Annotated in this window: 18 protein-coding genes and 1 riboswitch; of the genes, 4 read left to right on the top strand and 14 right to left on the bottom strand. The window is 39.5% G+C overall.

All coding sequences use genetic code 11. The annotated features are described in order from the left end of the window. The 9 genes from AAG807_RS20380 to AAG807_RS20340 all read right to left on the bottom strand — a co-directional run. Positions 1 to 402: GNAT family N-acetyltransferase (locus AAG807_RS20380; RefSeq protein ID WP_341908240.1), on the bottom strand; the 402-nt coding region annotated here is incomplete at its 3' end. Between the two features lie 60 nt (positions 403 to 462). Next, positions 463 to 1,629: an O-succinylhomoserine sulfhydrylase gene (locus AAG807_RS20375; protein ID WP_341908237.1), complete on the bottom strand. Its 1,167-nt coding sequence runs from the start codon at positions 1,627 to 1,629 to the stop codon at positions 463 to 465. Next, positions 1,626 to 2,039 carry an OsmC family protein gene (locus AAG807_RS20370; protein WP_341908235.1) on the bottom strand — a complete coding sequence of 138 codons (414 nt, stop codon included), beginning with the start codon at positions 2,037 to 2,039 and terminating at the stop codon, positions 1,626 to 1,628. The genes AAG807_RS20375 and AAG807_RS20370 overlap by 4 nt, the downstream gene beginning before the upstream one ends. Further along, positions 2,036 to 3,283: a homoserine dehydrogenase gene (locus AAG807_RS20365; RefSeq protein WP_341908233.1), complete on the bottom strand. Its 1,248-nt coding sequence runs from the start codon at positions 3,281 to 3,283 to the stop codon at positions 2,036 to 2,038. The genes AAG807_RS20370 and AAG807_RS20365 overlap by 4 nt, the downstream gene beginning before the upstream one ends. 1 nt (position 3,284) lies before the next feature. Beyond that, a complete protein-coding gene (metX, locus tag AAG807_RS20360) occupies positions 3,285 to 4,331 on the bottom strand; it encodes a homoserine O-acetyltransferase (RefSeq protein ID WP_341908231.1) in 1,047 nt (348 codons plus the stop codon). Positions 4,332 to 4,482: 151 nt separating this feature from the next. After that, a riboswitch (SAM riboswitch) is annotated at positions 4,483 to 4,620 on the bottom strand. A gap of 638 nt (positions 4,621 to 5,258) precedes the next feature. After that, on the bottom strand, positions 5,259 to 6,683 hold the full coding sequence (locus AAG807_RS20355) for an L-serine ammonia-lyase (RefSeq protein ID WP_341908230.1): 1,425 nt from the start codon (positions 6,681 to 6,683) through the stop codon (positions 5,259 to 5,261). Between the two features lie 137 nt (positions 6,684 to 6,820). After that, on the bottom strand, positions 6,821 to 7,585 hold the full coding sequence (gene yaaA / locus AAG807_RS20350; RefSeq protein WP_341908228.1) for a peroxide stress protein YaaA: 765 nt from the start codon (positions 7,583 to 7,585) through the stop codon (positions 6,821 to 6,823). Positions 7,586 to 7,733: 148 nt separating this feature from the next. Further along, positions 7,734 to 11,096 carry a gliding motility-associated C-terminal domain-containing protein gene (locus AAG807_RS20345; protein WP_341908226.1) on the bottom strand — a complete coding sequence of 1,121 codons (3,363 nt, stop codon included), beginning with the start codon at positions 11,094 to 11,096 and terminating at the stop codon, positions 7,734 to 7,736. A gap of 61 nt (positions 11,097 to 11,157) precedes the next feature. Further along, a complete protein-coding gene (locus AAG807_RS20340; RefSeq protein ID WP_341908224.1) occupies positions 11,158 to 11,580 on the bottom strand; it encodes a hypothetical protein in 423 nt (140 codons plus the stop codon). A 610-nt stretch (positions 11,581 to 12,190) separates the two neighbouring features. Here AAG807_RS20340 and AAG807_RS20335 point away from each other — a divergent pair. Beyond that, a complete protein-coding gene (locus tag AAG807_RS20335) occupies positions 12,191 to 12,481 on the top strand; it encodes an ArsR family transcriptional regulator (RefSeq protein WP_341908222.1) in 291 nt (96 codons plus the stop codon). Positions 12,482 to 12,488: 7 nt separating this feature from the next. On the opposite strand, the gene lhgO is transcribed toward AAG807_RS20335, so the two are convergent. Further along, positions 12,489 to 13,700, bottom strand: coding sequence for an L-2-hydroxyglutarate oxidase (gene lhgO, locus AAG807_RS20330; RefSeq protein ID WP_341908220.1), 1,212 nt, complete (start codon positions 13,698 to 13,700; stop codon positions 12,489 to 12,491). A 145-nt stretch (positions 13,701 to 13,845) separates the two neighbouring features. Here lhgO and AAG807_RS20325 point away from each other — a divergent pair, with 145 nt between their 5' ends. Next, positions 13,846 to 14,961 carry an acyltransferase gene (locus AAG807_RS20325; protein ID WP_341908218.1) on the top strand — a complete coding sequence of 372 codons (1,116 nt, stop codon included), beginning with the start codon at positions 13,846 to 13,848 and terminating at the stop codon, positions 14,959 to 14,961. After that, positions 14,958 to 15,440, top strand: a complete 483-nt coding sequence (locus AAG807_RS20320) for a GNAT family N-acetyltransferase (RefSeq protein WP_341908216.1) — start codon at positions 14,958 to 14,960, stop codon at positions 15,438 to 15,440. Before AAG807_RS20325 ends, AAG807_RS20320 begins: the two co-directional genes overlap by 4 nt. A 55-nt stretch (positions 15,441 to 15,495) precedes the next feature. Here the strand turns inward: AAG807_RS20320 and AAG807_RS20315 are convergent, their stop codons facing one another. Further along, positions 15,496 to 15,753 carry a hypothetical protein gene (locus AAG807_RS20315; RefSeq protein ID WP_341908214.1) on the bottom strand — a complete coding sequence of 86 codons (258 nt, stop codon included), beginning with the start codon at positions 15,751 to 15,753 and terminating at the stop codon, positions 15,496 to 15,498. Between the two features lie 111 nt (positions 15,754 to 15,864). On the opposite strand from AAG807_RS20315, the gene AAG807_RS20310 reads away from it, so the two are divergent. Next, entirely contained in the window at positions 15,865 to 17,241 is a 1,377-nt protein-coding gene (locus AAG807_RS20310; RefSeq protein WP_341908212.1) for an exonuclease domain-containing protein, read from the top strand. Between the two features lie 430 nt (positions 17,242 to 17,671). On the opposite strand, the gene secD is transcribed toward AAG807_RS20310, so the two are convergent. The 3 genes from secD to AAG807_RS20295 form a co-directional block, all read right to left on the bottom strand. Beyond that, positions 17,672 to 20,680: a protein translocase subunit SecD gene (gene secD, locus AAG807_RS20305; protein ID WP_341908210.1), complete on the bottom strand. Its 3,009-nt coding sequence runs from the start codon at positions 20,678 to 20,680 to the stop codon at positions 17,672 to 17,674. Between the two features lie 241 nt (positions 20,681 to 20,921). Further along, positions 20,922 to 21,920 (bottom strand): glycosyltransferase, encoded by a 999-nt coding sequence (locus tag AAG807_RS20300; protein ID WP_341908208.1) that lies wholly within the window; start codon positions 21,918 to 21,920, stop codon positions 20,922 to 20,924. 69 nt (positions 21,921 to 21,989) lie between these two features. Beyond that, positions 21,990 to 22,679, bottom strand: coding sequence for a hypothetical protein (locus AAG807_RS20295; protein ID WP_341908207.1), 690 nt, complete (start codon positions 22,677 to 22,679; stop codon positions 21,990 to 21,992). Positions 22,680 to 22,711 lie beyond the last annotated feature (32 nt).

Genomic DNA, 22,711 nt, shown 5'->3' with positions numbered 1-22,711 from the left:
AATTTCTACAAACCCGTATTTTCGATAAAGATGTATTGCCGATTCCAATTTTGTATTGGAGTATAAAATGAGTTTTTCAATTTGTTTTTGTTTTGCAAATTCCAGGCAATGTTCCAGTAGAATTTTTCCAATACCGAATCCTTGAGCATATCTGGTTACTGCCATCTTTCCCAGTTCAAAAACGGATTCTGATTTTTTGATCAGAGAAACTGTTCCTACAATTTCATCTTCCTTTTTTGCAAAAAACACAAAACCACCTTTGTCAATGATGTGTTTTTTGGGGTCAGAAAGTGAGATTTCATCTCCTTCTTCTACATAAAAATGTTCCTCCAACCACTCATAGTTGAGAATCTTCACGTATTCCTTCAACTCCTCCGAATAAGGGATAATTTCGATCTTCATTTCACAAATCTAGCCACAAAAGGTGACTTCGACTCCGCTCAGTCACCTTTTAATTTGCAATTAACGAAGTGCTTGCTCAATATCTTCCCAAATATCTTCGACGTGTTCCAAACCGATGCTCAAACGCACCAATCCATCGGAAATACCTACTGCTTCCCGTTCTTCAGGTTTTAATTTGCTATGAGTAGTAGAGGCTGGATGCGTTGCTATACTTCTGCTATCTCCCAAATTCGGAGTAAGCGAAAATAAATTCAATTGATCCAAAAATTTACGTCCGGCTTCCAATCCTCCTTTCACTTGAAAAGTCACAATTCCCCCTCCATACTTCATTTGATCTTTCGCTATGTCATGTTGAGGATGTGAACCCAGAAACGGATATTTCACCCATGCCACCTGATCATTCTTCTCCAATCGTCTTGCAATTTCAAAAGCTTGTGAACAGTGCTTTTCCATTCTCAGATGCAAGGTTTCCAACGATTTTGAAAGAATCCATGCGTTGAATGGAGATAATGCAGGTCCACTGTGTCGGGCAAACCCCTGAATCTTCGCAATGATTTCCTGGGTTGAAACAATCAATCCTCCCAAAACCCTTCCCTGACCATCCATGTATTTGGTTGCAGAGTGAATGACAATATCAGCTCCTAGTTTCAATGGCTGCTGCAAAACGGGAGTCGCAAAACAATTATCGACCACTAACAAAACGTTCTTTTCTTTGCAGATTGCAGCTAATCGTTTGATATCGATAATATCCAAACCCGGATTGGAAGGTGTTTCGATGTAGACTATTTTGGTTTCCGGTTGGATTGCCTTTTCGTACCCATCATAATCGATCGCATCGATATACGTGGTTGTAATTCCCCATTTCGGAAGGATATTCACAAACAACTGATGCGTGGAACCAAAAACAGATTTGGAAGAAACAATGTGGTCTCCGCTTTGAAGCAAAGCAGCAAAAGTGGTGAAAACAGCCGCCATTCCGGTTGCCGTAGCCCACGCAGCTTCCCCCGATTCCAATCTGGAAACCTTTTCCAGTAATTCATCTACATTCGGATTCGAATAGCGGGAATAAATATTTGCTTCTATTTCATCTGAAAAGGCAGCGCGCATCTGTTCCGCATCATCAAAGACGTAACTGGATGTCAAATACAATGGAACGCTGTGTTCGGCTTCTTGTGAGCGCTCATTCTGAATGCGGATCGCAAGTGTTTCGTTTCTATAATTATTCATGATTGATGTCTAACTTCTAGTTGAATGTTTATTTCGGAATTTAAGGATGCTGAAACCGAGCAATATTTTTCATGACTCAAGTGCACGGCAGCTGAAGCTTTTTCCAAATCAACTTCCTTATTGAAGGAAAATACCAAATGGATGGTTTCAAATACCGCAGGAACCGCATCTTTCCGGTTTGCTTCGATGTTCACTTCATAAAAAGTTACTTCTTGCCGTTGCTTTTTTAAAATGAGTAAAATATCGATTGACATACAGCCAGCAAGCGAACTTGCCAATACTTCCATCGGCCTCATTCCTTTGTTCTTTCCTCCTATTTTATCGGTTGCGTCCATTTTGATGGTAATCCCGGATTCGTTTTTCACCTCCATAACAAAGGGTGATTCCACTAATTTCAAGTCTAACTTCATGATAATTCTTCGATTAAATGAGCTGATTTCTCTTCCGAATTTAGATGTTTACCCGTCAACTCAACACTATCCGGAATGACTGCCAGGAAATAATCCGACGCATCATTCCAATTGTATTTGCAGATTTCCTCGTAGGTAATGATCCCGATTTTGTAACTATGAGATTGTCCCGAATAGGTTTCCAGTGTATCCATAAATTTCACCTCATCCAGCTTTTCTTGCGATGTCGCACTCAAATAAACTTTCAATGAAAAATTATTCTCGAAAGCTAGCTCCTCTTCCGTTTTCGATTTTTTGTATTCGTAGGCATAATCGAATTGCAAAGCAGAAATGTCCGAAAGAACTGCACTCGCTGTCGGATGACTTCCGGCTCCTTTTCCTAAAAACAATTGTTTATCCGAGAACAAGGCTTCCACCACCACCGCATTAAACTCATTTTCGACATTAAATGCGAAGTGGTTATTCGGAATGATGTGAGGTGCTACAAAACCAATCACCTGATTATTGATCCGCGTCCCGAAAGCCAATAATTTAATCTTCAATCCCTTTTCCCGGGCATAGGTTGCATCCCAGTCCTTCAATTGACGGATTCCATAATTCCATACCTCATCCTGTTTGGCAGAGAAACCAAATGCATGTTTCAACAATAACACCAATTTGTATTTCGCATCAAAACCATCCACATCCGAAGTAGGATCCAACTCGGCAAAACCTAAGTCCTGGGCATTTTTCAATGCTCCGTCAAATGATTCACCCTCTCCTGTTTTGGTCAGGATGTAATTTGTCGTCCCGTTTACAATTCCACTGATATTTGAAAGCGAATCGTTGTTGTAATACTCTTCCAGGTTGCGAATAATCGGAATCGAACCTCCAACCGATGCTTCATATAGAAAAGAAACATTGTTTTCTTTCGCCAGGAAAAGAAGTTCGTCCAAATAGTACGCAATCAATTTTTTATTGGCTGAAACCACATGCTTTCCTGCTTTCAATGCTTTTGTTACAATTTCGTATGCCGCTTCGTAATCATTGATCAGTTCGACCACTACGTTGATTTCGGAATCATTCAAAATGCGATTTGCATCCGTGCTGAAGTAGGAAGCGTCAATAATCCGTTTCTTACTTAAATCCTTAATGACAATGTGTTTGATGGAAGCCTGAAGCAAGGTTGTTTTGTTCAATACTTCGTATAATCCTGTTCCAACACATCCGAAACCGAATAATCCTATTGTGAGTTGTTTTTTCATCTTAGCTGTTTTTTAAAAATTGTGTGATATGATTTGCCAATGTTTCGGTCTCGACTAAAAATCCATCGTGACCAAAATCGGAATGCAAACGAACAAGCGTGGCATTTGGTAATTGTTTGGTTATTTCTTCCTGCTCTGTAATCGGAAATAATAAATCAGAGTCTATCCCGATCACCAAAGCAGGCATGAGACATCGTTCCAAGACTTTTTCATCCCTTCCCCTAAAAACATTGTGTGAATCCATTGCTTTTGACAAATACCAATAACTGAATGCATTGAATCGGGCAGCCAATTTTTCTCCCTGGTATTTTTGATACGAACTTGCTTTGAAATCATCGAACTTCGAATGGTCTGCCTCACTTTGAGTTATGGAGTACCCTTCGTAGGTTCTGTAACTCAACATTCCGATCGCCCGTGCTGCTTTCAATCCTTCGGCTCCTCCGCTTTCTTGTTTGCTATAAAAAGTGGGATCAGCTTGGATTGCCAGTCTTTGTGCTTCGTTAAAAGCAATCCCGAATGGGGAATGTTTCAAGTTTGTTGCGATTGGAATGATGTGATCTATCTTATCAGGTATTTGTAACGACCATTCCAATACCTGTTGTCCTCCCAAAGAGGCACCGATTAAAACATGGATACGCTCTATGTTTAACTCCTTTCGGACTAATTCAAGTGCTCCCGCCATATCCCGAATTGTCAGCACCGGAAATGCATCAAAACGCTCAGAAGAATCCAATTCTTCACTCAACGGACCGGTTGACCCATAAGCACTTCCCGGAACATTGACTGCCACGATAAAGTACTTGTTCGGATCAAAGCATTTTCCTTCTCCAAATAATCCATCCCACCATTCCTGTACCCGGTGATTTCCGGTAAGGGCATGACAGACCCAGACTACATTGGATTGTTCTTCGTTCATCTTACCCCAAGTCTGATAAGCTAATGAAAGATTGGATAATGTTCTGCCGGATTCCAGGTTGAATGCAGACGGAGAAGAATAAAATTGTTGCGTTGGCTGCAAAAGCGCAGCTTCAGAATAAATTGTTGACATGAAATGTATTGGATATAATTATTGAACTGGAAGAATTAACAACAGCAGCAACAACAACACATTTGGTCAAAAGAATAAGAAATAGAAGAGTTGAGCCTCGGTTTGGGCTTTACATCTTGAATGGAAAATTTTGCACTTTTCATAAACACAATTTTTATATTCGTCTGACACACTATGTATCAAACTCGGAAGTTGGCACCGGTTTTCCAATACTGACAGGAATCGTCAGCACTTAAAGTTGGTTGCCAGAGGGTCAAAAAGTCCGTCTCTCGCCTCTTCTGTATAAACTACTTGTATTTCTCGCTTAGAATTACAGGACAAAGATTCTTAAAAGAAATTGATAAATCCAAATTTCCTTCGAAGAAAAATTAAAAAGAAATTTTTGCGAAAGGAATTAGTTCGAAAAGTAGGATCGCTAATCAATGTAAGTAATCCTGCTGAACCGCCCGCCCTTGCTACTCAAATAGACACATGTCTATCTGTATTTTTGCGTTGGGAGTAAGCAGCTTGACTGAATTTTGTGAAAGGAATTATTAAGACCAAAGGATAGCTAATCAATGTTAGTCATCCCTTGGAACCGCCCGCCCTTGCTACTCAAATAGACACATGTCTATCTGTATTTTTGTATTGGAAGTAAGCAGCTTGACCGAATTTTGTGAAAGGAATTATTAAGACAGCAGGATAGCTAATCAATGTTAGTCATCCCTCGGAACCGCCCGCCCTTGCTACTCAAATAGACACATGTCTATCTGTATTTTTGCGTTGGAAGTAAGCAGCTTGACCGAATTTTGTGAAAGGAATTATTAAGACCGCAGGATAGCTAATCAATGTTAGTCATCCCTAGGAATCGCGCACCCTTGCTACTCAAATAGACACATGTCTATCTGTATTTTAGGGTTGGGTAGCATCTTTTGATTGAAGTTTATCTTAACACTCAGAAATGTTCACCGGAATATTGGTAGCCAATCCACCATCGGATGTTTCTTTGTATTTTGAATTCATATCCAAAGCGGTTTCCCACATGGTTTTAATAACTCCGTCCAGTGAAACCTTGGCAGTATCCGGATCTCCCTGCAAAGCCAATTGACAAGCCGTAATCGCTTTGATTGCCCCCATTGTATTCCGTTCGATGCATGGAATCTGAACCAATCCTCCGATCGGATCACAAGTCAACCCCAAATGATGTTCCATTGCAATTTCGGCAGCCATCATCGCCTGATTCGGACTACCTCCCAAACATTCAGTCAATGCAGCGGCAGCCATTGCCGAAGAAACTCCGATTTCTGCCTGACAACCACCCATAGCAGCAGATATAGTGGATCGTTTTTTGAAGATACTTCCGATTTCAGCAGCCACAGTCATGAAGCGGATAATGTCTTTTTCATCCGTTCCTCCAGCGAAACAAACATAATACATCAGAACTGCCGGAATAACTCCGGAAGCACCATTTGTAGGAGCTGTGACCACTCTTCCAAATGCAGCATTCTCTTCATTCACTGAAAGTGCAAAACAACTTACCCAATTCAAAGTATTCTGAAAGATATTGCTTGTTGCCTGAATCTGTTTGATAAAATCATTGGAGTCTTTGCAGGCAATTCCGTTCAACAAGCGTCTGCTCATTTCATAAGCTCTTCTCTTTACATTCAAGCCTCCGGGAAGTATTCCTTCTGTATTTACTCCTCTGTAAACACAATCGCGCATGACGTTCCAAATTTCCAGACATCCTGCAAACGTTTCTTCTTGCGTTCTCCAAGTTGCTTCGTTTCTCAAGACAATTTCCGAAATACTGACACCCTGTTCTTCGCAATATTTCTTCAAGTCTGCCGCAGTTTCAATCGGATAAGGCAATTCGACCGAATTCGAAGCATTCTTTTCTTCCGCTCCTTCTTTTACTACAAATCCTCCACCTACAGAATAATAGGTGTGAGATTCTTCGTACCCATCCATCATGGTAACAGTCAATGTCAAAGCATTCGGATGTCCTGGCAAAGATTGATCAAAATGAAAGATCAAATCCGTTACCGGATCAAAGGTGATGACCTGTTCGCCACAAATTTCGAGTGTTTTCGTCTGATGAATTTTCTCGAATTTCGGGTTGATCGAATTCACGGCTATTGTTACAGGATCTTCTCCCATTAGCCCAAGAAGAACAGCTATATCCGTACCATGTCCTTTCCCCGTTTTTGCCAGGGAACCATACAAATCCACATGAATTCGCTTAATTTCTTTAATTCCGGGTTTTTCTTTATACAGATTGATGAATTGCTGAGCAGCTCTCCAAGGTCCCATTGTATGTGAACTTGAAGGACCAACTCCGATTTTGAAAATATCAAAAACACTAATTTGTTCCATTGGGTGAATTTACTTAAGCAAGATTAATCAAAGAAATTGCTTAAACAGCTTTTACAAAAGTAAGTTTTCATCAGAAGATTGTTAAGAATAACGTGTTAAATGAACAGAAATAAAACGTTGTGGTTTTATTTGTAGAATTATCTCACAAAAACCCATTCTGAAGCGGAGGATTGCTTCTCATCAAAAGAATAGCCATCCACCTGATAATTCTTCAAATCTTCTGCATCCGTAAGCTCATTTTGAATAATATATCTTGCCATGGCACCACGCGCGTGCTTTGCAAAAATCATCACCACTTTGTATTCTCCATTTTTGAATTCCTTGAATACCGGAGTCACTACCGGATTCTTGATCTTTTTCCAAAGAATCGCTTTGTTGTATTCCCCTGATGCCAGGTTGATGATAGCCTCACCCTTTTCCATTTCTTTCAAAAGAGATTTTGTCAACTTATCTCCCCAAAACTGATAAAGGCTATTTATGTCCTGTTTAATCTCCCATCTAGTTCCCATTTCCAATCGATAGGGGTGGATCAGATCCATCGGCTTCAACAATCCGTACATTCCGGACAAAATACGTAAATCCTTTTGGGCCTTTTCCAATTCACTTTCTGAAAGAGAATGGGCATCCAATCCTTTGTAAACTTCCCCTGTGAATAAAAATGCAGCCGGTTTCACATCGTCAGTAGGTTGATCAGAAAGGTACCAGGATTTGTTCCGATTGACATTCAATTCAGCGATATCCTTTGAAACGTGCATCAATTCCATGATATCCTTTGCTTTCATTTTTTTTAATTTACCAACCAAAGCTTTTGCTTCTTTAGCAAATGTTGGTTGAGAATAATTGAATGAGGGGAATTGACAGCTTTCGTTGATTGATTTTGCCGGAGAAACGAGAATTTTCATACTTGGATTTGCTTTGCTCAAAAATACGCTGAAAAAAGGAATTTGGTTTGTTCCCAATCCCGAAAAACAATTTGAAAAGCAAAAAAATCGCCTCAATCCCGTATGTACGGAATCAAGACGATTCTTCAACATGGTTATTGATTTCAGCTTATTTCAACAAGGAGACATGTCCATCCAACTCCAGTTTTTTATCGGAGGATTTGTATTTCACTTTAATTTTCCAGATATAAGTTCCATCAAGAAGTTTCTCATTGTGGTAAGTACCGTCCCAACCTTCTTCATAATTCAGGGATTCAAATATCAGTTCTCCCCATCTGTTGAAAATCGAAAGGTGATAACTGTTCACATCAAATCCTGTAGTCAAAACCGGTTTAAACACATTATTGTATTCATCCCCATCAGGTGAAAATGCATTCGGAACATAATAAATCAGATCTTCTCCTACATGAACCGTTCTCGAAGCGGTATCTCTGCAACCTTCGCTGCTTATCGCCACTAAATATACTTCGTAGTAAGCTGCTTCATCATCCGGGAAAACATGCGTTGGATTTTCTGCACTACTTCCAAATGACCCATCTGAAAAATCCCATGAATAAGTTACTGCTCCATAAGAATCGTTAAAGAAATTGACGAAAGTATTGGAAGTTTCCAAATCTGTCGGAGTCATTCTAAAGTCTGCAATCGGATTCGGGTACACACATAAAAATGCTGGTTTTGTACCTGAATTTGTGCATCCTTCCGGCGTAGAAACAGTAAGCGTTACATCATAACATCCTGGTTCAACTAATGTCATATCTACAGAACCACAACTATTGTATTGAGACCCATCAGATAATGTCCATTCACAGTTCGTCAAATTCCCTGTCGACAAGTTTGTCAGGGTTGTAATCAAAGGAGAGCAACCGGCCACTTCCGTTGCCGAAAAATCTACTTGAGGAATCGGAACTACAGTTACCTGGATAACATCGGTGTTTTCACATCCGTTGACATCTGTTCCTGTCACTGTATAATCGAGTGTTGTAGTTGGCGCAAAAGCAACGCCATCTATTACATTGTTATCCCAGGTATAAGTTACAGCTCCCTGACCGGATAAAGTAGCTGATGCTCCGTCACAAATCGGAAAATCATTTCCGGCAGACACATTCGGTAAATCCCAAACCCTTACCAATACATCGTTCCCTATTGCATTACTGCACATCGAAATTGAACCTTCCTGAACCGAAATCAATTCGTAGATATAATCCCCAGGGACGTTCGTCGGAACAGGAATAGTTGCCTGACCTGATGCAGAAACAATGGTTTGAATCGCACCACCGTTCAAGGAATATGAAAAGGTAAAGGGCGAAACTCCATTTGTTCCCTGAAAAGTCACAGTGGGTGTATTCCCATACAAACATAAATTGGTATCTCCCAAAATTGTTGCACTTGGAAGTGGATTCACACTGATAGTTGCTGTTCCTGCCTGATTGGCTGAGCAAGCAGTTGAAGAGCCATCCTGAACACTAACCAAGGTATAAACAAAATTACCGACAACTGTCGTCGGCACAATCAGAGGTGCCACAGCAGATCCATTAAGCGTGGTAACCGTTTGCTGAACCCCATTCAGTAAATACGTGAATGTATAAGGTCCGACCGTATTACCTCCGGTAAAAGTGACCTGAGGTTGATTCGAATATTGGCAGATGGTTATATCTCCAGTTATGGAAGCTGTCGGTAAATCATTCACAACGACCGTTGCAATACCTTGTTGTTGATTCAAACAAGTTGTTGCACTTGCATCCTGCACACTGATTAATGCATATTGATTAGACCCTGCAACGTTTGTCGGTATTGGAATAGTTGCAACTCCTGCAGCATTCGACACTACCTGTTGGGCTGCGCCACCGTTATAAGAGTAACTGAATGTGTATGGAGCTGTTGCATTTGCACCGGTAAATGTAACAGTTGGTTGCAGGTCATTAAGACATACCGTTGTAGTACCTGCAATTACTGCTGTTGGCATTGGATTTACCGTTAACACCCTGACATCTGTATTTGTACATCCTGCCACACTTGTTCCTGTCACTGTATAATTGGTTGCTCCTTGAGGCGGAGTTACCAGTGTTCCATTCGGTACATTAGCTCCCCAAAAATAATTTGCAGCAGTTCCCGTAGCAAGCATCATTATTTGATCGCCATCACAAACAGTTGCATCGACTCCTGCATCCACTATTGGCAATGCATTGATCGTTACCTGAGTTGTCACAACCTGATAACAAGGCACAGATGGAGTAAATGAAACCGTATATAGCTGAGTGGTCGTTGTTGTACTTGTTGACAAATCCAGAACCCCGGTATTCGCATTGATTGTTACAGTCGCCGGTGCAACACTATAAGTTCCAGTTACAGGTGTTGAAAGTGTTGGTGTAGGATCGACAGCATCCATGCAATAAGCTGTATTGGGATAAGATAAGACATAAGGATTGGAAGGATTTACCGTTACCAAAACCTGATCTGTTGCTGCACATCCATTCACATCAATTCCATTTACTGTATATGTTTGAGTGGTTGTTGGTCCGAAAGCCACACCATCTACAACGCCATTATCCCAAACAAAGTTTGTTCCACTGGAACCTGCAAGAGTCACGTTTTGACCAGCACAAATGGTTTGATCCGGTCCTCCATTAATGAAAGGAGTAAAAACAGTTACAGTGAAAGGAGCAGATTGACACAAAAGTACCCCATTAGGATCGTATAATCCTGCTACAATAACGGTGTCACTATAAATAGGGATCGTAATCGTATTCGAAGAAGGTGTGTTGCTACCGGGAATATCCCATCCAATGCTTGTAGTTAAACACGGTCCCGCATTAACGAAGATATTGTCCAATCCCCAGTTGTCACAACAACCACCCGACGAATTGGTCTGAATCCATCGGAACATGGTATTGGTAGTTGCTGCAGCTGCAGGAATCGGAATAGAAAAATTACTCCAATTCGTATAGGCAGTTGCACCATTAATGGATGCATTTCCACCCGGGTTGGCACCTAGTTGAAATCCCCATGGACTGAAATAAACAAATTCAATCCAGGTAACGCCACCATCAATACTATATTGAATGGAAACACCTTCATCTTGCTCATCTGGTCCTTCACACGGAACACCTCCTCCTTGTACAGCATATCTCATATCAAAATCCAACGTACCGCCTGAACAGACATCGAAATTATCAGTGGTAATCTGAGGTGTTCCAGCGGCTGTTGATGCCCAGAAATAAGGTGTGTTATCTAATGAATTCCCGCACAAGACTCCATAATTTGCCGTTCCGGAAGTTGACCATCCGGCAGGGAGTGCATTGTTGTTGAAATTAAAAGATTGATTTGCCTGAGTTATGGTTCCAGTAGCGGTTAAAGTAATTGAAGCACCTGGACAAACCTGAAGTGGGTTTGGACCCGCAATTGTGACAGAGCACGTTTGTGAATACCCGGTAAGCACACCGAGCAAGCACATTAAAAGTAATGTTGCTTTCATAGTAGTTCAGTAAATATTAATAGATCCTAAGAAGAATATTGATTGGCGAGCGCCTTATCTTTTATTCAACGACCAAATTTTCAATTCGTAATTCCCGGAAGTTCCATGCTCCGGAAAAATTCGGATTACGAAGGTAGATTTTCGACTTTTCGTCCGTTCCACAATCAGCTGTAAAAACCTGATTAGGTGTCAAACTTAAGTAGTAGAGGCTCTCATCACTGCCATTGCATCCGGCACATCCTTCGTCGTATTGAACTACGATGTTAAAGCCAGCATGTAGATTGGAATTGGTGAGATTTTCAATTTTTAAAAAAGCAAATTGATAAGCTTGTTTTCCGGTTTCAACGTCACAGGACCCACGCACATAGGATATTTTAACTTGCGGAGTAGTAATGAGCAGATGCTCCTCCTGTGAAAACGCTGTCGAACTAAAAAGTACGCATGCAGCAATACTTTTTGTCCATTTGAACAGATTCCTTTTCATAATCTAACAGTTAGTAGCATTGGTCTATTTAGTAGACAAATTGTAATTAATAGATGTGTGTATTATAATAACCCTCCAAAAAAATTTTAGTCAAGTCATCTGTTTTAAAGACTTCTTTTTTGACTAAACAGTCTGCCTATTTTATCAAAACGCAACGGTCGGTTACAATTCTACTATTTCAGTCGAATATTAGGATTTCGTTAAACCAGTCCTATTAGAAATGGACTATAAAGATTTCAGTTTGTCCTTGAGAGGAGCTATAACAAATATAGAATAATTTAGTTCTTAAACAAGAAAAAGGGGAATTATTATTCCAAAAACTTTAGGTAATTAAGATATTATGACAAAGGTTCTTTGTTAAGGAATTAATCAGGTGAATTCATTTAGGGATTATTTCTTTGGGAATTGTAAAAATTCAGCAAAAATAATGCTAGTTATTCCACAAGATCTTAATATTGCTCATTTGAACATCGCGATATTGCGATGTTCAAATATCTGAATGTCTCTATTTCGAACAATCGAAATTTAACAAAATTGCTATTGCCCTAAATGAACTTTTTAACTAAATTAAATAAGAAGGAACCAATTTTTTTTATTCAAATCCATAGTTATGGGAGCAAGAAAAGACAACTACTATTCACCTGAAGAAATCAATATGTCACAATTCGGAAGAGCATTATCACATCCGGCAAGAGCTAAAATATTAAGATTACTTCGAGAATACAAATCATTCAGAAATACAGATATGTGTAGAATTTTAAATATGAGCGTATCCACTGTTCACAATCATATCAGAACATTAAAAGAAGCTGACCTAGTAAATCTAGAATATGCCAGCCATGAATATCATATAACTCTCAAAGAGGAGAACTATATGTTCTACAAAGATTTAATCGATTAAAAATTGATTACTTCAATCCAAAATGCTTCTCTGCTTCATCCACAATCTGACCACCGATCGCTAAGGAAGCAGTTGCAGCCGGAGAAGGTGCATTTAAAACATGAATGGAATTCTCGTGGAATTCAAAACGGAAATCGTCTCGTGTATCTCCATCTTCAGCTAATAAAAGAGCTCTAACTCCTGCCCTGCCCGGATGGATATCCTCCATAGTCAAACTTGGGACAATACGTTGCAGTGTCTTTAAGAATAATCGTTTAGAAAATGCTCTGCGGTATTCATCAATACCAAACTTCATGTTATTGAAAAACAGTTTCCAAGTTCCTTTATAAGTTAAGGCATCAAAGGTATCTTTAAAAGAAAAGTCCGTTTTGCCGTATCCTTCGCGCTTAAAGGTAAAAACAGCATTCGGACCACATTCAATTTCTCCATTTGTCATGCGGGTGAAGTGAACTCCCAAGAATGGGAAATCCGGATTTGGAACCGGATAGATCAAATTCTTCACTTTGTGTTTTGCTTCTTCGGTCAATTCGTAATAATCCCCTCTGAAACCAACTACTTTCTCTTTCAGTTTCACTCCATCTTTTTTCGCCAAACGATCCGCTTGAAGTCCTCCACAGAAAATCAGGAATTTTGCTTCGATATTTCCTTTGTTGGTAGCAATTAGTGTCTTTTCAGACGAACGCTCGATTCCAATAACTTCATGATTCAATTTCATCGCACTTTTTGGCTGCATGGAAAGCGCTATTTCAGCCATTTTCTCTGTAGCTCCGCGGAAATCAATAATACCAGTACACGGAACCCAAATACCTCCGATACTCTCCACATAAGGTTCGATTTCCTTTACACGCTTAGCATCAATCATTTCGATTCCTTCGGTATTATTGGCTAAACCATTCTGGAAAATCTTATCCATATTGGACAATTCAGATGCATCCACCGCAACAACCACCTTTCCACAAACATCGTGAGCAATGTGGTGTTCCTTAGCAAAAGCAACCAGTTCATGTCGACCTGAAACACAATTTTTAGCCTTTAAAGAACCTGGTTTATAGTACAACCCACTATGAATAACTCCAGAATTATTCCCCGTTTGGTGATCAGCCAATTTTGCTTCTTTTTCAATCAAAACAATTGCCAGATCCGGGTAACGTTTCTGCATTTTATAAAGTGTTGCCGCACCTATGATTCCACCACCAATAATTGCTACGTCGAATGCCATGTAGATAAAAATTTGATGCAAAGTTAAAAAAAGTCCCGGTTTTGAAGCCCCGATTCAACAAAGGTTTGACTCAATGTGAAACAGAAAAATCGAAATGAGTACATTTGGACAACTTACCAAATAAGTAGAAACCGAGAGCAAAAACATGCAAAGAGAAAAAATTCACTTTGAAAACCTGAATGGATTACGGTTCATCGGTGCTTTCATGGTTTTTATTTTTCATGCATTCACAATTAACCGGGAAGTTTGGGGAGATTTTTTCGAGTCTACTCCTTTTATTGTCATTCGTAAACTCACCTCTATCGGACATTATGGAGTGAACCTCTTTTTTGTACTGAGCGGATTTCTAATTACTTATTTGCTTCTGAAAGAATTAAGAGAGAGCGGAAAAATTCATGTGGGATTCTTTTTGATTCGTCGGATCCTGAGACTTTGGCCACTTTATTTCGTCATTGTCCTATTCGGATTTTTTGTATTCCCATACCTTCCATTCGGAATTCAAACGGTTCATGAATTCTGGCGCTATAGCTTATTCCTTTCAAACTTTGATGAGATCATCCATGGCAGCAGGGATTCCCTGAATTTTCTTACTGCAACCTGGAGCGTGAGTATTGAAGAACAATTTTATATCGGTTGGGCATTGGTGATTGGTTTCTTCCAGTGGAAAACCATTCGTTCCTTCCAACTGTTCTTTTTGATCGTAGTCCTAAGTTCCTTCGCTTTCAGACTCTATTATGCATCCAATTCAAGTTTCCTCTATTATCACACATTGAGCGTGATTTCGGATATGGCTATTGGTGGTTTATTAGCAACCTGGGTTTTCCAAAAACCTACGATCAAGGTCATTGAAGATCTCAAAAAATGGCAGATCATACTCATCTATCTGGGTGGAATCTTGTTTCTGTTTTCAGCTAACAGACTGCTTCCCGGAAGATTCATTGCTTTGGAACGATTGATCTCAGGAGTCTTTTTTGCCTTCATCCTTATTGAACAATTGAAATCCAAACACTCCTTCTTCAAAGCAGATCGTATTCCCTATTTTGAACGAGCCGGGAAATTGACTTACGGATTTTATTTATTTCACTGCCTTCTCATTTATTATCTCTGCAAAACCTTCGAATCCTTCGAGTGGAGCCAACAAATCGGTGGATTTATCTGCTATTTTATTGTTCTACTATTTGCCAATAGTCTGTTGTCCATTCTATCTTACCGGTATTTCGAAAAGCCCCTGCTGAATTTAAAACGCTATTTTCGGGCATGATCTCTATTGAAAAAATACAGCCGGAAGATAATCAGGCAATCGCAGTGTTGATTCGTGAAGTACTCACCGAATTTGGAGCAAATAAACCGGGAACTGTCTTTACTGACCCTACCACAGATGATCTTTACCTGCTTTTTCAAACTCCGAAAGCACATTATTTCATTGCGAAAGATAATGGAGTAGTTGTTGGAGGATGCGGAATTTATCCAACTACCGGTTTACCCGAAGAATGTGTTGAACTAGTCAAATTATACGTTTCAAAAAGTCATCGTGGAATCGGTTTAGGGAAACAATTAATGGAGCAATCCATTCATGCGGCAATTTCGGAAGGCTATGGCGAACTTTATTTGGAAACACTTCCGGAATTGCATATTGCAGTAGGTTTATATGAGCATTTGGAATTTGAATACCTCGATCATCCTTATGGAGATTCCGGACATTTCGCGTGTGATCTGTGGATGAGGAAAAATTTGATATAAACAAGAAGGGGTGCGATTAATCGCACCCCTTCTTGTTTCTTTTTATAGATCTGTTTTATTGCAATCCGTTCAATTCCTCAATGAAATAAACTCCTTTATCTTCCATCATCTGACGAATAACAGGGAAATCTTTCTTTGATTTAGCCTCATGAATCTTAGTCAAAACATCATCCCCAAAACTCAATGCTTCTTCAATTAATTTCTCTGTAGCGTCTGTTTTAGAGTCGTTATACAATTGGATTGAAAAACACTCATCTAGAACGTCGATGATCATCCCGTTCAATTGTTTTTTGATTAATCTCTTATTTGCCATTTTGATACAATTTTCAACAAATTTAAGGAATTATCGCTGACTTCTGCTAATTTCTCCCAATGTGACAATCAATTGACAAATCAAGCTCCAAAAAATCCGTAAATTTGTGCAGTGAATTATGCAATTGTAGATATTGAAACAACCGGAGGGTCCACAAAATCATCAAAGATTACTGAAATAGCTATATATAAGCATGACGGGATCCAAATCATTGATTCATTTTCCACGCTCGTTAATCCGGAAATGCCTATTCCTGAGTTCATTTCAAGATTAACAGGAATTCATGACCGAATGGTCGCAGAAGCCCCAAAATTCTACGAAATCGCAAAACAGATCATCGAATTCACGGAAGATTGCATTTTTGTTGCTCACAATGTCGGATTCGACTATGGAATCATTCGGCACGAGTTCAAATTATTGGGTTACGACTACCGTAAAGCACATTTGTGCACTGTCAGAGCTTCGCGCTATGTCATTCCGGATCATGAATCCTATAGTCTTGGGAAGCTCACCAAAGCACTTGGCATTGATTTAGTGGACAGACATCGTGCAAAAGGCGATGCGGAAGCCACAGCGCATCTATTCACTCTTTTGCATAAAACAGACTCAAAAGGATTGCAAACGTTCATTCAGGAGGATGTGAACCCTAAAATCTTGCATCCCAATCTGGATTTGGAGATTTTGGAAGAGATTCCAAACAAACCGGGTGTCTACAAGTTTTACAACGATACCAACCAGTTGATCTATATTGGAAAGAGCAAACACATTCGAAAACGGATCGAACAACATTTGAAGAATTCCAAAACACTCAAAGGTTCGGTCATGAGGGAGGAAATTGCTCGAATTGAATTCGAATTGACGGGCTCCGAACTGATCGCATTGCTTTTTGAATCGGAACTGATCAAAGTACATAAGCCTTTATACAACCGCGCTCTTAGAAAAACCTCCTTTGCTTACGGATTGTTTGACTTTGAAGACCAAGGTGGATATATCCAATTGTACGTCGATAAAATAAGTAAGACATCCAATGCTCCGATTACAACTTTTACCACTAAACGGGAAGCTAACGAATACATTTTCGGTTTGGTTGAAAAGCATCAATTATGTCAAAAGTTATCCAGTCTGGAAAAAAGCAGCGGAAGTTGTTTTGGTTATCAGGTAAGAAAATGTCACGGCGCTTGCGTTGGTGCTGAAACTCCTGAATCATACAATTCGCGTGTAAAAGAATTGATCAACCTTTTGACCTTTGACGATGATAATTTTTTCATTGTAGAAAACGGTCGGGATAAACGCGAGAAAAGCGTCGTTTGGATTGAGAATGGCTCTTATCGCGGATTTGGATTTGTTCCATATTACACGATAAAACAAGCTCACCGAAATTGGCTTCGATTTATCGATCTACATCCGGAAGATAAGGATGTAAGAACTATCCTGCGCTATTATCTAAGAAAGAATAACGAAACATTAAAAGTTCCTTTCGGAGGATAATTAACAGAATGAGAAACAGAAACAGAATGAGAGATTTAAATCATCATTCTCGCTCTCATTCTCATTCTCTCTCTCCGGGTCTAGCCCTTTAGTCTCTTCTTTGTATTAAAATATTCCCGACCAATAAAGCGAGAACAAGTGAAACGATGACTATCATGGTGTGTTTTTTAATGTTCAATAAGGTAACTTCGACTCCGCTCAGCCACCTTATTTGTTATAAACTCATAAGATACACGGCTAAAGGTCATTGAATGCTTGCGCTAGAGCTCTTGCCTTCGCATAGCCACTTTGGCAAAGCAAGGACAGCATTGGCGCAGCGTAGTCGAAATGCCTTTCCCTTTTGATGACGCTCTATCTGAAAGGTTGTAAAAAACGACATAAAAAAAGCGGCTCATCTATTGAAGAGCCGCTTTCAGATATTTAAATGTACTTATTTCTTTTTATCTCCTTTGAGCTTAAATGATCTTGTGAAGTCAACAAGAATCGGTGTAGCAACACACAAGGAAGAATATGTTCCGATTACAACACCAACCAATAGTGCGAATAAGAATCCTTTAATTGCAGGTCCACCGAAAATGAACATGATCAACAATACCACAAACAAGATCATGGATGTATTGAACGTACGACTCAAAGTCTTATTCAATGCTTCATTAATTACTTCTTTCGCTTCGTGTTGGTTCTTATCGAAGTTCAAACTTTCCCGGATACGGTCAAATACAATCACCGTATCATTCATCGAGTAACCGATTACGGTAAGGATCGCAGCGATAAACGCTTGGTTCACATCCAAACTGAATGGCAAGAATCCATGAAGTAACGAGAAGATAGAGAGTACGAACAGAACGTCATGCGCCAATCCTAAGATTGCACCCAATGAATATTGCCATTGACCGAAACGGATGAAGATGTATGCGAAGATTGCAATCAAGGCAAGAGTAACTGAAAGGGATGCGGAAGACCACATTTCCTCAGAAACAGAAGCAGAGATTGAACGCGTATCTGTTACTTGAATTCCACCTGATTTGGCTTTGATCGTTTCAAAACCTTCTTTCATTTTCTTTTCAACCTTTGCAGTTGCAGATGCATCTGCTAACAAGTAGTTCGTAGTGATCTCAACGTTATACGCATTTGATTTTGTCTTGATCTCCACATTCGATTTTTCACCGTTCTTTTCTACAAAAACAGACTCCATTGCTTTTCTTACCGATTCGATATCAGCGGGCTTGTCCATTTTCACACCAAACGTTCTACCACCGGTGAATTCAACACTTTGTTTCAATCCTCTGGTAGCCATTGCTGCAATTCCCAATACTGTAACAGTAATGGAGAAGATGTAGAAGTACTTTCTCTTACCGATCCAATCGAAATGGAAGTTTGAGAACATGTTGTGTGTGTATTTGGTACTGAAAGAAACTTTTCTTCCTTTTTCCAATGAAGATGTAATGATCAATTTGGAAATGATGATCGCAGAGAACACCGATGTGAAAATCCCGACAATCAATGTAGTTGCGAATGATTCAATCTCACCTGTTCCGAAAATCTTCAAGATCATCGCAACCAATAAGTGAGTTACGTTCGCATCAATGATAGACGGTAACGCCTTGATGAATCCGATATTTACAGCTTCTTCCGCTGTTTTACCCAGTGCATTTTCCTCCTTGATACGTTCGAAGATCAGGATATTCGCATCGACCGCCGTACCGATTGTTAATACGATACCTGCGATACCAGCCAATGTCAATACAGCTCCGAAAGATGCCAAACATCCAAAGATCAGAACCACGTTGATTGCTAAAGCGATGTTTGCTACCAAACCTCCTTTTCCGTAATAGAAATACATGTAGATGAAAACAGCAAGGAATGCAAAAGCAAATGAAACCAATCCAGCTTCAGAATTTTCCTTACCGATTGTCGGTCCTACTTTTGTTTGTTGTTTGATGACACATGGTGCAGGAAGTGATCCTCCATTTAACAATCCGGATAAATCGTCCGCTTCAGCAATACTGAAGTTACCGGAAATCTCTGTGCTTCCTTGCGTGATTGCTTCGTTTACAACCGGTGCAGAATAAACTACATTATCCATTGTAATTGCTACCGAGCGACCTACGTTCTTTTCTGTCATTTGAGCCCATTTCTGAGTACCTTCAATTGACATCGTAACACTTACAGTCGTTTGCAAATTTTGTTGATTGAATGATCTGACAGCAGATCTAACATCTTCACCACCAACCATTGCTTTTCTTCCTTCAGGGATTCTTACGGCATATAGGGTATATCCTTTTTTACCTTCTCCACCTTCTTCCATATTGGCAGACCACATGAACTTAAGGTCTTCAGGGAATAAGCTGATGATATCAGAACGGTTTAAAATGTCATTCACTTCATCTCTATCCTCTGCATTTGCAATTCCAAGTCCCATTCCCGGTTCGATCTTCAAATAATCAAACAAAGGTTTTCTGTTTCCAGTTCCTTTTAAAGAAAGCGACTTGATAGGCGCTGCAGCAGTTTTAGTAGAATCTGTTCCTGTAGTATCTGTTTCAACTTTTTTAATTTCAGCGTTTCTGGAAACAATGTTCGCATTTGATAATCCTGTTTGAATACCCGGATCTGTTAAAGCGTATGTTTCATAGAACTCCAAATTCGCTGTAGCGATCAATTTAGCAGCTACCGTTGCCTCATCCTGAACTCCTGGAAGCTCAATATATAAACGATTCTTACGTGATTCTTTTTGAATGTTCGGTTGTGCAACCCCAAATTGGTTGATACGTTTACTCATGATCTGCTCCACTCCATCCATTGAGCTGGCAATCTTATCATGGAAGTAACTTGCAACATCCGAGTTCGAAGAATTGTAAGACAATTCTTTCACTTCAGAAATATTAAGCTGACGAACTAATTTATCCTTCCCATTTCTTCTTTCGAATTCCTTGATAAATAGATCAATGAAATCACCTCCTTGAGTTGTATGAATTCTGTATGCCTCATCGAATGGTGCTTTGAATTTCAAATCTCTTGGGTTACGTGCATAAGATTCCACAAACTTTGGAACATCGATTTCCATCGTTACACTCATACCACCAACTAAATCCAAACCAAACGCCAATGAACGCGCTTTAACGTCTTTAAATTTAGAGCCAATAACAGGATAAACAGATTTTTCTGCTTTCTCAGACAAAACCTGGTTAATCATTGCAGCCTTAGCAAGTTCAAATGCCTCAGGTGTATTGAAATCGATTATAGTTCCATTTACTAAAGTTACTTTATTACTATCAGCCGGATCAGCTGCAGCTTTTACTTTTAACTCTTCAACTAGACCTATTGCCTCTCGTTCAGCATCGTTTTCAACTCCAATTGTTACCCATGTAAATGACAATTGATAGACACATACGGCAGTAAGTAAAATCGTTAAAAACCAGAAAAATCCTTTATTACGCATTTTGATTGATGTATTTTAAGCCCGCAAATATATCATTTACGGCTATCAAATTCAACTTATGTGTAAAACCTTTTAAAAAAAATGCAGATAAGTGAAATTGAATCAATCCGTTTCGAGCTTTTTATCCCGACAATATCCGACCGGAAGTATTTTCGATTCAGATAACTAACTAGCTTAAGGTAATGCTGTTACCTATTGTCAAAAATGAAAGCACCTCCCTCTGAAACAGCTTGTCGGCAACTTATTTTTTAAAAAATAATTCCGGGAATGCTTTTTCGGGTTGCTGCCTGAATAGTACCACCTTTATGAATGATTTCAGAAAACCGGTTCCATAGCCATAAAACTGAATAACAGATGCTATCAAGGAAAGAAATCCAATTTTCAAGTTGGCATTTTGAATAGTTCCAAAAAGGAAAAGCAGTATAAAATAAAGTGCATAGAGGTACAAAAAAATGGGGGTTACCAACAGACAAAGTACCAGAGCAACTAAAAACCCCAGACAAAACATCGTAGGAAGCCAAAAGGTAATCTTTGCGTATTTTGGATACCAGGAATCCAGAATAGGTCTTGCTTTTCCAAACTTGTTCACCTGTTTGTAGAATTTCGACCAATCGATTCTTCTTTTATGATAGACATAAGAATCCTTGAACAACTTGCTGTCAAATCCCATTTCCCATAAACGAATGGATAAATCAGGATCTTCTCCCGGATGGATATTTCCAAAGCCTCCCGAAGCTTCAAAAGCCACTTTTGAAAGTCCCATATTGAAACTTCGTGGCTGGAATCTTCCGATTTTCTCAGAACCTCCGCGAATTCCACCGGTAGTGAGAAAGGAAGTCATCGTGAAATTGATGGCTTTTTGAATATCGGAAAAGGAATCCAATGCGTTATCCGGTCCGCCAAAACAATCAACGTAATTCCGTTCCAGATTTTCCGCAGCAGAAGTCAGGTAATTCGGGGGTAAAATACAATCCGAATCCAAAATGATGAAATAGCTGCCATTTGCTTTTCTCATTCCATAATTTCGGGAATCACCCGGACCTGAATTGGGTTTGTTGTAATAAGATATAAAGAGTTTTTCTTTGTAGGAATCAACCACCTGTTCACAAGGAATAGTAGAACCATCTTCAATGACAACTACTTCAAAATCTTCCTGATACGTCTGTTCGGTCAAGCTTTTAAGCAGCTCTTCTATTTCATCCGGTCTATTGAATACAGGAATAATAAATGAAAAATACATGGATTCCTTTTCGACAAAGTTAAACTTTCGCTACAAATGCCAATGAGGTTCATTACAAAAGTGAACAGACTACTGTTGACCGTACGAGACCAGCTGCATGTCTATCAAATGTCCTTTCTTGACATTATTCGGATTCCCATTGATGATGATAAAATCCCTGAAGTATTTATGGATCATACCCACATCCTTGGCATACACTTCATATTTCCTGCGTGAATCAATGAACGAACTGAAGTCTTCCTGTTCAACAGTGACTGTCGTAGGAAAGGTTGTGCCGTTCACGGTATATGATGAATGAATATTCGAATAATAGCAATCCATCTGACCAAGCGTATTGTACGCGTTCATATCCCATTCATCGTCTTCACTTGGTGCGAAAACCAGTTTGATCGTTCGGTTATTCTCTTCCACCAATTCTGCTCTGCCTCCATCAATGATTGCCGTCCATAGATCGTGAAATGTCCAGGGTCCGTTTGCAGTCGAACCGTAATAACGTTCAAACTTCTTGGCAATCCGACCAGAATTATCCATTACCGTATCGCCGATCAGTGTTTTGATATAATAATCGAAAGTGTCTTTTTGTTGAATTTGTTGATCTACAAAAACCTCATGAACGGAATAAACAACATAACGACCTTCACTCAATGGAAAGTAGTCATAATGCATATCAAATGGCTCGTCCTTCTTACAAGAATTCGTGATAAAAACAGGGAATAGCAATGAAATAGCTATAGCTATGGCTTTTAGTTTCTTACGCATGAACTGCAAAATACTTAAAAAAGTATTTCCAA

This window comes from Fluviicola taffensis DSM 16823, assembly GCF_943372375.1.
GTDB lineage: Bacteria > Bacteroidota > Bacteroidia > Flavobacteriales_D > Crocinitomicaceae > Fluviicola > Fluviicola taffensis_A.
The sequence above is the reverse complement of the archived record's forward strand: the minus strand, read 5'-3'. Positions and strand labels throughout refer to the sequence as shown.

What these genes read in the sequence shown, in the direction of transcription:
- AAG807_RS20375 (WP_341908237.1), bottom strand. Translation starts at nt 1,629, where the DNA reads ATGAATAATTATAGAAACGAAACACTTGCGATCCGCATTCAGAATGAG.
- AAG807_RS20370 (WP_341908235.1), bottom strand. Translation starts at nt 2,039, where the DNA reads ATGAAGTTAGACTTGAAATTAGTGGAATCACCCTTTGTTATGGAGGTG.
- AAG807_RS20365 (WP_341908233.1), bottom strand. Translation starts at nt 3,283, where the DNA reads ATGAAAAAACAACTCACAATAGGATTATTCGGTTTCGGATGTGTTGGA.
- metX (WP_341908231.1), bottom strand. Translation starts at nt 4,331, where the DNA reads ATGTCAACAATTTATTCTGAAGCTGCGCTTTTGCAGCCAACGCAACAA.
- AAG807_RS20355 (WP_341908230.1), bottom strand. Translation starts at nt 6,683, where the DNA reads ATGGAACAAATTAGTGTTTTTGATATTTTCAAAATCGGAGTTGGTCCT.
- yaaA (WP_341908228.1), bottom strand. Translation starts at nt 7,585, where the DNA reads ATGAAAATTCTCGTTTCTCCGGCAAAATCAATCAACGAAAGCTGTCAA.
- AAG807_RS20345 (WP_341908226.1), bottom strand. Translation starts at nt 11,096, where the DNA reads ATGAAAGCAACATTACTTTTAATGTGCTTGCTCGGTGTGCTTACCGGG.
- AAG807_RS20340 (WP_341908224.1), bottom strand. Translation starts at nt 11,580, where the DNA reads ATGAAAAGGAATCTGTTCAAATGGACAAAAAGTATTGCTGCATGCGTA.
- AAG807_RS20335 (WP_341908222.1), top strand. Translation starts at nt 12,191, where the DNA reads ATGGGAGCAAGAAAAGACAACTACTATTCACCTGAAGAAATCAATATG.
- lhgO (WP_341908220.1), bottom strand. Translation starts at nt 13,700, where the DNA reads ATGGCATTCGACGTAGCAATTATTGGTGGTGGAATCATAGGTGCGGCA.
- AAG807_RS20325 (WP_341908218.1), top strand. Translation starts at nt 13,846, where the DNA reads ATGCAAAGAGAAAAAATTCACTTTGAAAACCTGAATGGATTACGGTTC.
- AAG807_RS20320 (WP_341908216.1), top strand. Translation starts at nt 14,958, where the DNA reads ATGATCTCTATTGAAAAAATACAGCCGGAAGATAATCAGGCAATCGCA.
- AAG807_RS20315 (WP_341908214.1), bottom strand. Translation starts at nt 15,753, where the DNA reads ATGGCAAATAAGAGATTAATCAAAAAACAATTGAACGGGATGATCATC.
- secD (WP_341908210.1), bottom strand. Translation starts at nt 20,680, where the DNA reads ATGCGTAATAAAGGATTTTTCTGGTTTTTAACGATTTTACTTACTGCC.
- AAG807_RS20300 (WP_341908208.1), bottom strand. Translation starts at nt 21,920, where the DNA reads ATGTATTTTTCATTTATTATTCCTGTATTCAATAGACCGGATGAAATA.
- AAG807_RS20295 (WP_341908207.1), bottom strand. Translation starts at nt 22,679, where the DNA reads ATGCGTAAGAAACTAAAAGCCATAGCTATAGCTATTTCATTGCTATTC.